Annotated in this window: 13 protein-coding genes; 6 read left to right on the forward strand and 7 right to left on the reverse strand. The window is 39.6% G+C overall.

Going from position 1 to position 12,783, the window contains the following annotated elements; all coding sequences use genetic code 11:
• The first annotated feature begins 10 nt into the window (after window positions 1-10).
• From pipX to proC, 4 genes are all read left to right on the forward strand, one after another.
• Entirely contained in the window at window positions 11-289 is a 279-nt protein-coding gene (pipX, locus tag VB713_RS14260) for a transcriptional coactivator PipX (RefSeq protein WP_015215117.1), read from the forward strand.
• The gene (locus VB713_RS14265) at window positions 286-954 is read left to right on the forward strand and encodes a YggS family pyridoxal phosphate-dependent enzyme (protein WP_323312179.1); all 669 of its coding nucleotides are present in this window, start codon (window positions 286-288) and stop codon (window positions 952-954) included. Before pipX ends, VB713_RS14265 begins: the two co-directional genes overlap by 4 nt.
• A 356-nt stretch (window positions 955-1,310) precedes the next feature.
• Entirely contained in the window at window positions 1,311-1,907 is a 597-nt protein-coding gene (locus tag VB713_RS14270) for a cell division protein SepF (RefSeq protein WP_323312180.1), read from the forward strand.
• A gap of 125 nt (window positions 1,908-2,032) precedes the next feature.
• The gene (proC, locus tag VB713_RS14275; protein ID WP_323312181.1) at window positions 2,033-2,845 is read left to right on the forward strand and encodes a pyrroline-5-carboxylate reductase; all 813 of its coding nucleotides are present in this window, start codon (window positions 2,033-2,035) and stop codon (window positions 2,843-2,845) included.
• Between the two features lie 73 nt (window positions 2,846-2,918).
• Here the strand turns inward: proC and VB713_RS14280 are convergent, their stop codons facing one another.
• The 3 genes from VB713_RS14280 to VB713_RS14290 are packed head-to-tail and all read right to left on the reverse strand — an operon-like array spanning window position 2,919 to window position 5,590.
• Window positions 2,919-3,191 carry a DUF2281 domain-containing protein gene (locus VB713_RS14280; protein ID WP_323312182.1) on the reverse strand — a complete coding sequence of 91 codons (273 nt, stop codon included), beginning with the start codon at window positions 3,189-3,191 and terminating at the stop codon, window positions 2,919-2,921.
• 51 nt (window positions 3,192-3,242) lie between these two features.
• Entirely contained in the window at window positions 3,243-4,559 is a 1,317-nt protein-coding gene (locus VB713_RS14285; RefSeq protein ID WP_323312183.1) for a DNA cytosine methyltransferase, read from the reverse strand.
• Window positions 4,556-5,590, reverse strand: a complete 1,035-nt coding sequence (locus VB713_RS14290) for a restriction endonuclease (protein ID WP_323312184.1) — start codon at window positions 5,588-5,590, stop codon at window positions 4,556-4,558. Before VB713_RS14290 ends, VB713_RS14285 begins: the two co-directional genes overlap by 4 nt.
• Before the next feature lie 172 nt (window positions 5,591-5,762).
• Between VB713_RS14290 and VB713_RS14295 the strand changes: the two genes are divergently transcribed.
• Window positions 5,763-6,383 (forward strand): type I restriction endonuclease, encoded by a 621-nt coding sequence (locus VB713_RS14295; protein WP_323312185.1) that lies wholly within the window; start codon window positions 5,763-5,765, stop codon window positions 6,381-6,383.
• A 76-nt stretch (window positions 6,384-6,459) separates the two neighbouring features.
• Here VB713_RS14295 and VB713_RS14300 read toward each other — a convergent pair whose 3' ends face one another.
• On the reverse strand, window positions 6,460-6,852 hold the full coding sequence (locus VB713_RS14300) for a type II toxin-antitoxin system VapC family toxin (protein WP_323312186.1): 393 nt from the start codon (window positions 6,850-6,852) through the stop codon (window positions 6,460-6,462).
• Window positions 6,853-7,101: a DUF2281 domain-containing protein gene (locus VB713_RS14305; protein WP_323312187.1), complete on the reverse strand. Its 249-nt coding sequence runs from the start codon at window positions 7,099-7,101 to the stop codon at window positions 6,853-6,855.
• A gap of 177 nt (window positions 7,102-7,278) precedes the next feature.
• Between VB713_RS14305 and VB713_RS14310 the strand changes: the two genes are divergently transcribed.
• A complete protein-coding gene (locus tag VB713_RS14310) occupies window positions 7,279-9,951 on the forward strand; it encodes an RNA helicase (protein ID WP_323312188.1) in 2,673 nt (890 codons plus the stop codon).
• A 171-nt stretch (window positions 9,952-10,122) separates the two neighbouring features.
• On the opposite strand, the gene VB713_RS14315 is transcribed toward VB713_RS14310, so the two are convergent.
• Together VB713_RS14315 and VB713_RS14320 are read right to left on the reverse strand one after the other, a co-directional pair.
• The gene (locus VB713_RS14315) at window positions 10,123-10,494 is read right to left on the reverse strand and encodes a hypothetical protein (RefSeq protein ID WP_323312189.1); all 372 of its coding nucleotides are present in this window, start codon (window positions 10,492-10,494) and stop codon (window positions 10,123-10,125) included.
• Between the two features lie 1,023 nt (window positions 10,495-11,517).
• Window positions 11,518-12,642, reverse strand: coding sequence for an aromatic ring-hydroxylating dioxygenase subunit alpha (locus tag VB713_RS14320; RefSeq protein WP_323312190.1), 1,125 nt, complete (start codon window positions 12,640-12,642; stop codon window positions 11,518-11,520).
• Between the last annotated feature and the right edge of the window lie 141 nt (window positions 12,643-12,783).

Raw genomic sequence — 12,783 nt, forward strand, 5'->3', positions numbered from 1 at the left:
TGACTATTAAATGAATCCAGATAACTCAGAAACTTACATAAATCATCCAACGTGGGGTTTGCTATATAAGATCTGTATGGTTGATGAAAACCAAGATCTATTCACTACACTTTATGCCCAACGCTTATTTTTTTTGGTAACAAATGACGTTAAAGGTATTAAATTTCAATCCCTTGGCCGGACTGAAGCAAGAATGATGCTGGAAAATCGCTTACGTACTTTGCGTCGCAATGGCAAGTCCCAGGAGTACGATCAGCTTCAGAGTGTTTTCCAACGCACCTTCCAATGAATAGTTCTCTTCATGAACATATTGCTAACATTCGCTCCTCACTTCCTCCTTCAGTGCGGTTAATTGCTGTAAGTAAGTTAGTACCAACCGAACTGATGCGGGAAGCATACACCGCCGGAATTCGTGATTTTGGTGAAAGTCGTATCCAAGAAGCTGCCAGTAAACAAACCGAGTTACAAGATTTGCCGGATATTACTTGGCACTTTATTGGCAATTTACAAAGCAATAAAGCTAAAAAAGCTTTGGAATTATTTGATTGGATTCACTCCGTCGATAATCTACAAATAGCCCAGCGTTTAGATACTCTGGCACAACAATTAGGGGTGAGTCCATTGGTTTGCCTACAAGTCAAAATTCTCCCCGATCCTAGTAAGTCTGGTTGGATGATACCAGAATTATTACCTGACTTGGCAGCACTTAACCAATGCCAGAACTTAAAAATTCAAGGTTTGATGACAATTCCACCTCGTGGCTTAGATCATGAGACAATTTTGCAAGTTTTTGACCGTACTCATCAACTAGCCCAAGAAATTGCTTCACAGAACTGGTCAAATATAACCATGCAACATTTATCAATGGGTATGTCAGGGGATTACGAATTAGCAGTGCAAACAGGTGCAACGATGGTAAGATTAGGAACCGTATTGTTTGGGAAACGAGGTTGACATTTTTTACGTCTAGCTTTGAGTTGGGTATTAAAAACAATGAACAAATCATATCTAAGCAAATTCAGTAACTTCCGTTTGCATAAGTGTCTAATGACCAGGGTATTGACAAATGTAATTAGTAAGACAGAATGAGATTGAAATAACTTTCAGTTGCTTCTACCTTTAGGATATAATTTTAACTCATTAAATGTCCACATAAGGTATAGTCCTTTTTAGAACAGTGTTTTCTTCATGAAACCCTGTACTAGAGACTACAACCAGCAATAGAATTGCTGAAGGCAGCAGCTACTATAACTGGCTACCAAAATTTACAGCCAGATCAATTAAGGTAATTTCCACTGGGAGCGTACACAATGAACAATATATTTTCCAAACTCAGAGACTTTGTGGGGTTGAATGAGCAAGTAGAATACGAGTATTATGAAGAAGAGCCAGATACCGATGGCTACCAAAATCTCTATCAGCAAGAAAATCCCCAACCAGAACCACAAGAAACTACTGCTACCCCTAATCGACGTTGGCGCGAACCTGTGCCTACAATGGGGGATGAAGTAGCCGCAGCAGGGTCAAAGCCTATGAGTAACGTAATTGGTATGCCAGGCGCAATTAATGGAATTTCTGAAGTTTTAGTACTTGAACCACGTACTTTTGAAGAAATGCCCCAGGCAATTCAAGCATTGCGTGAGCGTAAATCGGTAGTCTTAAATTTGACAATCATGGACCCGGATCAAGCTCAACGGGCAGTTGATTTTGTTGCCGGTGGTACTTATGCTCTAGATGGACATCAAGAGCGGATTGGAGAAAGTATATTTTTGTTTACGCCCAGTTGTGTGCAAGTCAGCACTCAAGGTGGTTTTTTACATGAAGTACCACAACCAGTTGCCCGTCCCTCTCGTCCTGCAAGCACCACTCCAGCTTGGGGAAATGAAGTTAACCGGATGGCACAATAAAAAAGTTAAATTAGTCATTAGTCTTTTGCCCTTTGTTCTACCATTAGGCAAGTTGCCTTTCCGGCATTTATGTTATTTGTCGTGATCTGGATGACTAATGACCAATGACCAATGACTATTAACGAATGACTATTAAATTTGGCTTAATTGGTGGCGGGGTGATGGGAGAAGCTTTGTTATCCCGCCTCATTGCTTTGGGGATTTATCAAGGTTCAGAAATTCTAGTTAGTGAACCTCAAGTTTCTCGACAGAGTTTTTTACAGCAGCAATATGATGTGGGTGTGACGACGGATAATTGTCTGGTTTTGGCTGAGGCTCAAGAAGCGGTGATGTTGGCAGTCAAGCCCCAGATATTTAGTGCGATCGCACAAGAATTAGCAGATATATTACCTATAGAACATTCACCCCTAATTATTTCTATCTTGGCAGGTGTGCCTTTAAAGCAGCTAGAAGCCGCCTTTCCGCAAATGCCAGTTATTCGCGCTATGCCCAATACCCCCGCTACAGTAGGCGCAGGAATAACGGCAATTTGTCTAGGTGCTTATACCCATCCCATCCACCAGCAAACAGCACAACAAATTTTTTCAGCGGTGGGGGAAGTTGTAGAAGTTCCAGAAACCCTCATGGATGCGGTGACAGGCTTATCTGGTAGTGGCCCGGCTTATGTGGCGTTGATGATAGAAGCATTATCAGATGGGGGAGTTGCAGCGGGTTTACCGAGGGTAGTTGCTAAACAATTAGCTTTACACACGGTATTAGGAACAGCCAAACTCTTAGAAGAAACTAAATTACACCCCGCAGAACTCAAAGACAGAGTTACCAGTCCTGGTGGGACGACAATCGCCGGAGTTAGTCAATTAGAAAAAGCTGGATTTCGCTCCGCTTTAATTGAAGCTGTCAAAGCTGCAACAGTTCGTTCTCAGGAATTGGGTAAATAAGACTGGGAACTTTCTAAATTACGATCACTTTGATATGCAAGTGCAAAGAGAAAGCTAGTATCAAGTATAACTGTCATACTTGCTCATCTCGATGTAAACTCCAACCGCGAATAGGATCAACTTCATTTGCCAGAATTTCTTCATCTCGCTCTGAAACATCCTTTTCTAGTGAATTTCCCAAGGCCGCAACTGAAAACAAAAAGTTTGCACTGGTTTTTTGGGACTGTTGTTCAGTTGCTTTATAGCGCAGGTAATCAACAAAATTGATGAGTTCAGCGAGGGAATCTTCTGGCAATGTCTTAATCGACTCGATAATCTGCTCTCGGTTTTTGGTTAATGTATCCATATCTTCTTTAAAGGAATGCTATTTATATTATTCATCGCTTGCTTCCCACTTTCAAGGTTTATTGTTCATTGTCAGGTAAGTGTTCGCATGAGAATAGAAAGTTACTTTTGTGAGACTATTATTGGCTATGAAGTCATCTAAAATTGCTTGAATTACAGGTACACTAACAGCATTACCAAACTGCTTGTATGCTGAACTATCATCTGGATGAACAATATAAGACTCTGGAAAGCCTTGTAATCTTGCACATTCACGAGGCGTTATTCTTCTGGGTCGCCCATTTTGGACTACACCCAACTTATTAGCATCTGATGATGTTAGGGTTATGGAAATACTATCTGGATCGAGAAACTTAAACACCTCAAAAGACATATTTCCACTTACAGGATTATATCTTCCATTCATCTCTTTAAGATATTTTTTGTCAATGAGTGAATTAATAATATTTTCGATATTTTGATGATCAAAAAATGTCTTAATTTGTTCTAGAGTTAAGCTTTTACCATCTTGGTGATCACCAAATTCTTTATGCCTTCTATGGGATATTAAGGCATCCATAAAATCACGTTCATCCTTTGTACACTTGCCTTTAATACCTAAATGCCAAGAATGGATAGAATTGCCCCCACGGAAGTCAATAAGACGAACCCCATGAAGCTTTTCAAATTGACCATTTACAGCATCAAAAAGTTGCTGTTCAAATTTTTGTGAGAGATAATAATTTTCAGAAACTTTTTTTTCTAGAATATCTTTAACCTTAACAACTGTATAACTATCAGCAAAAAGACTTAGCTGATATAGCTGTTCCTTAAAAGTATGGGAGTCAGTAGCACCTCTATCTGACATAAGTTTAATTACTGGCTTTTTCCCAAGTAGCCCTAGTATGTATATACGAACACGATTCTGCGGTACACCAAAGTTACTACTGTTGAGTAAAAGATAATGAACACCGTAACCAAGTTGTTCTAAAGTATGAATAATTGTTTTAAAGGTTCTACCCTGATCATGTGTTGTTAAACCACGGACATTTTCAAGCAGAAAACCTTGTGGTTTATGAATTTTTAGTAGTCTTTCAATTTCAAAAAAAAGCGTCCCTCTTGTATCTCCAAAGCCTTGTTGTTTACCAGCATAAGAAAAAGATTGGCAGGGAAAACCAGCAAGCATAAAATCAAATTTAGGTATGATATCAATTTCTCGGATGTCTCCCGTAGGTAGATCACCAAAGTTTAGTCTATAAGTTTCAATAGCTTTTTTATCAATTTCAGAGCTAAGTACACATTGAGATTCTATTCCCAAAACATCACACGCCTGCTGAAAACCGAGGCGCATTCCACCAATACCGGCAAAAAGATCAATAAAACGAATCATGGCAAACTCTCACGCAAAAAATCAACTAAAACATCAAACTCACTATCAGAATAAGCAACTGTACAATCGCTATGCTGGCAAATTGTAGAGATAGCAGCAGAGCGTTCAAAATTTCCAGCCCCATCAATTACATAAGCTATTTTGTGACCAGCAGTGTTCATAAGAGCTTGCCTTTCAGATGCCTGTGCTGCTTTTCTTTCTATTGTGCTGTTGGTGGTTACTTGAAAACTAACTTCAATTCCAACCTTTGTACCTGCTTTTGTGACAACTACATCAAAAGGCATTCCAGTGGTTTTACCATAACCCTGCAATATAATTGACCCATTGCTGGTAATATTAAATTCATTTCCCAATTTTTCTTTTAGGTACTCGACAATATAACGTTGTGCTAATTGTCCTAATGAATTGGCATTTGCACCGCGCGTTATTTGACTAACAACTATATAGTTTTGCTTTATATGATGGTCTAATGCAACCTCATCACCAAGTAAAGAACCAAGAATACAGACATCTAAGCCAGCATAGTCTGAAACTTCAGACGTACTGGCATAAAGCAAAATCATAGTCATATCACGTTTAAGTCCGTCCAATGGTTTATCCAATTGCAGCCCCTTTCCATCAATATTCAGCTTTTTATTATCTAATTCGCCTTTGACGGGCATTGACTCAAAAACATATTGATACTTTGTCCCTTTCCAGACATAATCCATTACTGGTTTAGCTGCCTGATCTCTTTTAGTAAAAATATTTGTGAAACTTTTTCCTAGCTTTTTCATGGGTTCACCACCATAGTCTGAAATGACAACTAAGTGCTTTAGGAATAAGTTTGCGGGAAACTTCGCTGCTTCCACAAGATCGAAGACTTGTGTAGGAGTCTTTTTGCTCAATTGTAAAATTGAAATGAAATCGTCTTGTGTTTCAAGTAATCTAGGAATAATACTTATCGTTGCATTTTTATTCTTTAAATTTTCAGGCCACCACATTGCAGCGTAGGACTGTAAAGTAATGATGTCTCTAGAGTAATTCGTCATATAATAATACAATTTTTTGACTGTACATGACAGGCATTTTAGCTTTTGACAAGAGAATAAGCAAAAATTGTTATTGTGTTTTTGGAGGTTATCAAAAACGGAAATTATGAAGGTCGAAATTGGGAACGTAGCAGTGACAATATAAATACAACTACCGGGACAAAAATCCGCCATGCAAGGACTAGCGGTTACTGAAACTATCACCACGATTGCAGAAGCAGAAAAAAGATTTGGTTTGAGTCGCAGTGAATCTCAGGATTTTTTTACAGAATGGCATGATCAATTACCTGAGATTAGCCCTAATGACCGTACCAACCTAGAAATTTTATGGAAGCGTTATATTTATCACCGTTCTGGTGGACATTTATTGGAAAGTACGGTGATGCTATTACTCGTTTCTCCATTACTGACCGTTGCTGGTTTATACGATCCACCTTTTCGCATCAAAGCTGAAGAATCTGTGCAGATAACAGTAGCTGATAGCGAAGAAACTCTACAGGGCCGAATAGATGTGCTGGTATTGTGCGATCGCCTGTGGATAATAGTTTTAGAATCAAAAAAAACCATGCTATCAGTTTGGTCAGCATTACCACAAACTCTTGCTTACTTGATGGCTAGTCCAAATAGCGATTTGCCGACTTTTGGAATGCTAACCAATGGCGATGATATTGTCTTTGTCAAGCTAGAAAATCAAAAATATGCCATGTCAAGAGTATTTGCACCTCTAACTACCCAAAGCGAATTAGAGTTTGCGTGTCGAGTCCTACGCAAAATTGCAGAAACATTGATTTGAATTCAATTCCCACTGAATGCGATCGCCTAGAGCAAGTAAAACCCTCTGGGGAATTTTGAAAGTTATTGATTGGTAGTCAATACCAGTCAACAATTGCCAGTCCCGAAACCCTGGAAAACTCCTTGACATTGTGAGTAACTAAAGTTGATTGAAGTGCTATGGCTGTCCCGGCAATCAAAACATCTATTTGACCGATTGGAGTTCCTTGCTGCTCCAACTCAGCACGAATTTTAGCAGCAGCAAAAGCAGCTTCTCTATCAAACAGAACCAGGTTAACTCGGCTCAGAAGTTCTTGAAGTTGCTGAGTGCGTTTTGCGGGTGAAGTGGACTTAGCAATGCCAACTTGTAATTCAAAAAGAACAATTGTAGGAATACTAATTTCTTGAGCAGAGACATTAGCAAGATTTTGAGCAACTTTTCCTTGACCTTTGAAATAATAAATCAGGGTGTTAGTATCCAAAACGTACATCTAGAGGCTCTCCCGCAAGATATCTTGTCCAGATTCAGCGCGAATTTCTTCTAAAGTGGGAAAATCATCTTTCCAAGTTCCAGCAAGTGAATACACAAATTCTGACCAAGGTAACTGATCAATATTGTTGACAGTTTGGTTAGCATTTAAATGTTTCGCACGGATAAATTCAGCAAAAGTCAGAATCTCATCAGCCTGATCTTGGGGAAGGGTTTTGACGATCGCATAAATCTGTTCAGCAATGGTCATAATAGAGTTCTAGGTAAATAGACGGCCATTGAATGAGATCGGTGAAATTATTCTATTGTAGATGTTCTGATCGAAAACCCGATAGCTCCGCCCCCAGAACTTGTGCTTTAGCTGTCAACGTAGCAAATCACTAATCACGTTATGATAGTAAACAGTCTGGTTGCTAATGATGATTGAGTGAACTATCCTGCCCCATCTTCAGAAATTGACTTAGGGTCAATATTTCCCTTTGAACTGGATCAATTCCAGCTAGATGCGATCGCCTCCTTGAATGCTGGACGCTCCGTAGTTGTCTGTGCGCCCACGGGTTCAGGTAAAACATTAATTGGGGAATACGCCATTTATCGCGCCCTGGCGCGGGGGAAACGTGTATTTTACACCACTCCCCTCAAAGCGTTATCGAATCAAAAATTACGTGACTTTCGAGAAAAATTCGGGTTTGAACAGGTCGGACTGTTAACAGGTGATGCGTCCATCAACAGGGATGCACCTATTTTAGTCATGACCACCGAAATTTTTCGCAATATGCTCTATGGCACACCCATTGGGCAAATCGGTATTTCTTTAGTAGATGTTGAGGCAGTGGTGCTAGATGAGTGCCACTACATGAACGATCGCCAACGAGGTACAGTTTGGGAAGAATCCATTATCTACTGTCCCCGTGAAGTGCAACTAGTCGCCCTTTCTGCCACAGTTGCCAACAGTGATCAACTTACCGACTGGCTAAATCGTGTTCATGGCCCCACAGACCTCATTTACTCCGATTTTCGCCCAGTTCCCTTAGAATTTCACTATTGCAATCCCAAAGGGCTGTTTCCCCTACTCAATGACAGCAATACAAAAATTAACCCCCGCCTCATTAAACGTGGCAAAAAAGGCAAACTAGAAAAGGGCAGAAGTGGTAGACCAGAAGCTCCTAGTATCATATATACCCTCAGCCAACTAGAGCAGCGGGATATGCTGCCAGCTATTTATTTTATCTTCAGCCGTCGGGGATGTGATAAAGCCGTGGCTGAAGTGGGTGATTTGTGGCTAGTAAATAATGACGAATCCCAAATATTACGACGGCAAATCGACGATTTTCTCAACCGCAACCCTGACGCTGGACGTTCTGGACAAATTGCCCCCCTCTACCGGGGTGTTGCTGCCCACCATGCCGGAATTTTACCAGCGTGGAAAGGGTTAGTCGAAGAACTATTTCAACAGGGATTAATTAAAGTCGTCTTTGCCACCGAAACCCTCGCAGCGGGAATTAATATGCCCGCCCGGACAACAGTTATTTCCACCCTTTCTAAGCGTACTGACAACGGACACCGCCTGTTAAAAGCTTCCGAATTCCTGCAAATGTCAGGTCGGGCTGGTCGCCGGGGTATGGATTCACAAGGTTATGTGGTGACAGTGCAAACACCATTTGAAGGGGCAAAAGAAGCATCCTATTTGGCTACATCTCCAGCAGATCCCCTCGTCAGTCAGTTTACACCTAGCTATGGGATGGTGCTGAATCTGCTGCAAACTCACACTTTAGAACGAGCCAGAGAACTGATAGAACGCAGTTTTGGCCAGTACATGGCGACTTTGCATTTAAGACCAGAGTACGATGAAATTGGGGAAATAGAGGCAGAATTAGCTAAACTCCAGGCAGAATTGGCTGAAATTGATGAAAATGAATTGGCAATATATGAAAAATTACGGCAACGCCTAAAAGTAGAACGCCATATCTTTAAAACCCTGCAAGAACAAGCACAGGAAGATAGACAAGAACAACTGTCGATGATGTTGGATTTTGCCATATCTGGAACAATGTTGAGTCTCAATGACAAAAACATGACAGCGACTTTACCCATAACAGCGATATTAGTGGGGAAAGCAACAAGTCCTGGTCAAACTTCTTACTTCGTCTGTTTAGGGCAGGATAACCGCTGGTATGTGGCCACAACTGCTGATGTAGTTGATTTGTATGCTGAATTACCAAGGGTTGAGATATCGCCGGATATCTTACCACCGTCAGAATTGGCTATAAAACGGGGACAGTGTGTTAGTGGTAGCCAAGAAACATTAGCGATCGCACAAAGCATACCCGATCCCGGCGAGTTTATGTATATGCCTCCAGAAGTAGCCGAACAACTCAGCCGCGTTAACGCCGTTCAAGCACAACTAGAAAATCACCCCATACATCAAACAGGTAATGTTGCCACTATCTTCAAACGCAGAGCGCGTTGTGTGGAATTAGAAGCAGAACTTGAAGAGGTGCAAGGGCAAGTAGAACAACAATCCCAACGACATTGGGAAGAATTTCTCAATTTAATTCACATCTTGCAGCAATTCGGTGGATTAGATAACTTACTACCCACACAATTGGGACAAATGGCCGCCGCTATTCGGGGCGAGAATGAATTATGGTTGGGTTTAGTCATCGCTAGTGGCGAATTAGATAATTTAGATCCCCATCATTTAGCTGCCGCTGCTGCGGCTTTAGTGACAGAAACCCCACGCCCAGATAGCAAAGTGCGCTTTGATCTCAGTAGTGAAGTCGCAGATGCTTTGGCAAAATTACGCGGAATTCGTCGCCAATTGTTCCAAATACAACGACGCTATAATGTTGCCCTACCTATTTGGTTAGAGTTTGAATTAATTGCCATTGTCGAACAGTGGGCATTAGGAAAAGAGTGGGTAGAACTATGTGCAAACACCACGTTGGATGAAGGTGATGTGGTGAGGTTGTTACGCCGGACATTGGATTTATTATCCCAAATTCCTCATGTTCCCTATGTACAGGACTCTTTACGGCGCAACGCTCAACGGGCTATGCAGCTAATTGATAGGTTCCCTGTCAATGAAGGAACGGAATAATTAATAAATTGCAAAATAAATTGCATAATTTGGACAAAAGAATATAGGACTTACGCACTATACAAATTAGACATCATCTGCATCAACCAAAATTAGTCATTTCCGGTATTTAGTAAGGTGCGTCAGATGGCAAAACTTTTTGTTAATGCATAAGTCCTAGAATATATGAATTTACCCATACGCTAATGAAAAAGGCATGACAGTTTCAAATTCCGTTAACGTATTGGTGAGTTTATATTGCCATTTTCCTGATTTATCTTGTTTCCAAAAACAGAAAGGTTGAGAGAGAATATTTCCATAATTATTCAATTGTTGCAAATACTCTTGGGGTGTGATTCCTACCTTCTTTGCAGCTTTAATGATGATTTTAGCAATTGCAAAGTTATTTTTATAATCTACATAGTTTAAAATAAAAGTAGTTTCACCAAGGCTAACTTCCAAATCTTTATTATATGGAAAAAAATCTTCAGTTCGCCAATAAGTCAGTCCTTGAATTTCTTGCTTAAGAGTGATTATATCAGTGATATTTGGTTCTGTATACATAACTAACTGTGTAACTCCTAATTTTTCGTTTGCACAAAGAATTCTTTTTTTGTTTTTGGCGCTATATAGAAATGTTACATACAATATCTCTACATGAGCATTAAGCAATGATTATTAGCTTTACAAAAGCCCCAGAATACTTGATAGTGCTGCTGATAATTTCCTTAATTTTGCCACTTTTATAGCCTTCTTTATTTATTGAACTCGAAAAAGTCTATCTCATACAATTTAGGATTCAGCATATTTTAGGTTAAGGTTTAGTAAAAGTTGTCAGTAGTAAATAAAAACGGTTTTCACATCTTATAAGGTAGTATTGTCTTCACTTTTTTCATAATGAAGTAAGAATATGCAAATCTTGTGGATATTCTGATCATTTGTAAGCAATGAAAGCAGCATAATCATATCTTGTAACCAGAAATATTGATGTCAATAATACAACTACATATAAAAGCAATTAATCGCTCAATATCAATAGGGCTTACGCAAACATTATACTCAATATTTCTTGTAGGAAAAAGTTCAAAGCCTCTCCCCGCAACGAGGAGAGGTTGGGAGACAATACTTGTCGGCTAAGGCTCAAAAGTCATTATATGGTAGGTTGGGTTGAGGCACGTATCCCTGACGGGAGGCGAAGCCATAACCCAACATTATCAAGGATTTTGTTGGGTTTCGCTGTCGCTCAACCCAACCTACATTTCCTTAACCGAGCAGTATTGGGTTGGGAGAGGGGTGTTTACAGTATACTTGTATACTTTCTTGAAGATGTCGAATTAGAGACAGGGTTTTCATCCCCTCGATTACTTACGAATTATTTAAAAAAATTATGCATTTAAATGTATCCAAGAAAATATGATTTGTACCTAATTTATAGAATTTTTCCATTTTGTATCACAGAACTAGAGATTTAGTGTTAATTTATACGATTTTAAATTTGGACAGTCGTTATACTCATTCCAAAGGTTCTACCTGGGAATTGATGAAGTGGCCAAGCCACTTCATTTTTATTGCCAAAAAATTGATTTTTCAATCATTAACTAGCTCATCACGCCATTTTTCGCGGTTTTCCCGTTCTTCAATTTCTCGTGTCTCACTATCACGTGAGAGTTCTCCTGGACGAAGCGATCGCTCTAAGTTCCAAGTCCCCCACTTCAGAGATTTTTGTCTTTCCAGGTGGTTGATAAATTGTGTAATTGATTGATCCGCCTGGATAGGGGTTTTTAAATTAAACTGAATTGTCTCAAAAATTCTACTGTCATTCTCAATGAAGTACTGAGCTAAAATTTTCGTCAGCCACAGCAAAAATTTATTGTACAACCTACCAAAAATACTTGGCCTTTTTTTAGTAATAAAAATTGCCTGTCCTTCAGCTTTTCCATCTTCAATGAGGCGCAAAGTAAACATAATGTAAAAATGAAGGAATTCAGGTCCCACTGTTACCATCCCAGTAGAACCATACCAATAACATAGACTGTAAGTAACAGGATTTTTATAGAAAGGACGGATCAGTTTAATCAAAAAAGAATCGGGACTATCCTGTGTAGTGTTACTGAAGGTAATAGCATTTTCATTCAGTTCCTGTTTTTCAAAATTAAATTCTGATAGCATCTTATGGACTGTATTGAAGTGTTGTGCATCAATAGCATTTATCATCACCACATTAGGGTGACATCTTGTTATAAAACGCGCCCCAAAAGTGCTTTCACAATCCTCAATTTCTAACTCTGGAATAAAGGGTAAAGGTTGTTGTGGTGTTTCTCCAGTCCACACCCAAATCATTCCATATTTTTCGGCAGTAGGCCAAGCTTTTGCCTTAACAGGAAGTGGCTCATCTAAACAGGGAATATGAACACAAAAACCTTCAGAGTCATATTGCCAATGGTGAAAAAAACATCGTAGTTCATTACCTTCAACTTTGCCTTCAGCCAGATGAGCGCCCATGTGTGGACAGTAAGCATCAAAGATAACTGCTCGTCTATCTTGACCACGATAAATAACTAGTTCTTTCCCCAAAATTGTTACAGGTTTTACTTCACCAACCCGTAACTTTCGAGAGGGTATTACCCAATACCATCCTTCAATAAAACGCTCTGGGTTATTGAAAGTTTTAAGTTTCCGGGAGTAGCTCAAGTTTTCAGCGTTGACATTCATTTTAGGGTTTCACTTGCGGGGAAGCGGTTAATTTATAGATATCATGTCAAGCTGATCAAAACAGTTATTTTCAGTACTAGGAGAATCATTACAGCCAATAATTTTTAAAAGTTTCATCTCCAGACAGATTTTTGAATTTAT

Source organism: Anabaena cylindrica UHCC 0172 (assembly GCF_034931625.1).
Taxonomy (GTDB): Bacteria; Cyanobacteriota; Cyanobacteriia; order Cyanobacteriales; family Nostocaceae; genus Anabaena; species Anabaena cylindrica_A.

Coding starts and splice junctions, on each gene's coding strand:
- VB713_RS14305 (WP_323312187.1), bottom strand. CDS start 7,101: ATGACCATTGCTGAACAGATTTATGCGATCGTCAAAACCCTTCCCCAA.
- VB713_RS14320 (WP_323312190.1), bottom strand. CDS start 12,642: ATGAATGTCAACGCTGAAAACTTGAGCTACTCCCGGAAACTTAAAACT.
- VB713_RS14265 (WP_323312179.1), top strand. CDS start 286: ATGAATAGTTCTCTTCATGAACATATTGCTAACATTCGCTCCTCACTT.
- proC (WP_323312181.1), top strand. CDS start 2,033: ATGACTATTAAATTTGGCTTAATTGGTGGCGGGGTGATGGGAGAAGCT.
- VB713_RS14295 (WP_323312185.1), top strand. CDS start 5,763: ATGCAAGGACTAGCGGTTACTGAAACTATCACCACGATTGCAGAAGCA.
- VB713_RS14315 (WP_323312189.1), bottom strand. CDS start 10,494: ATGTATACAGAACCAAATATCACTGATATAATCACTCTTAAGCAAGAA.
- VB713_RS14300 (WP_323312186.1), bottom strand. CDS start 6,852: ATGTACGTTTTGGATACTAACACCCTGATTTATTATTTCAAAGGTCAA.
- VB713_RS14290 (WP_323312184.1), bottom strand. CDS start 5,590: ATGACGAATTACTCTAGAGACATCATTACTTTACAGTCCTACGCTGCA.
- VB713_RS14270 (WP_323312180.1), top strand. CDS start 1,311: ATGAACAATATATTTTCCAAACTCAGAGACTTTGTGGGGTTGAATGAG.
- VB713_RS14280 (WP_323312182.1), bottom strand. CDS start 3,191: ATGGATACATTAACCAAAAACCGAGAGCAGATTATCGAGTCGATTAAG.
- VB713_RS14285 (WP_323312183.1), bottom strand. CDS start 4,559: ATGATTCGTTTTATTGATCTTTTTGCCGGTATTGGTGGAATGCGCCTC.
- pipX (WP_015215117.1), top strand. CDS start 11: ATGAATCCAGATAACTCAGAAACTTACATAAATCATCCAACGTGGGGT.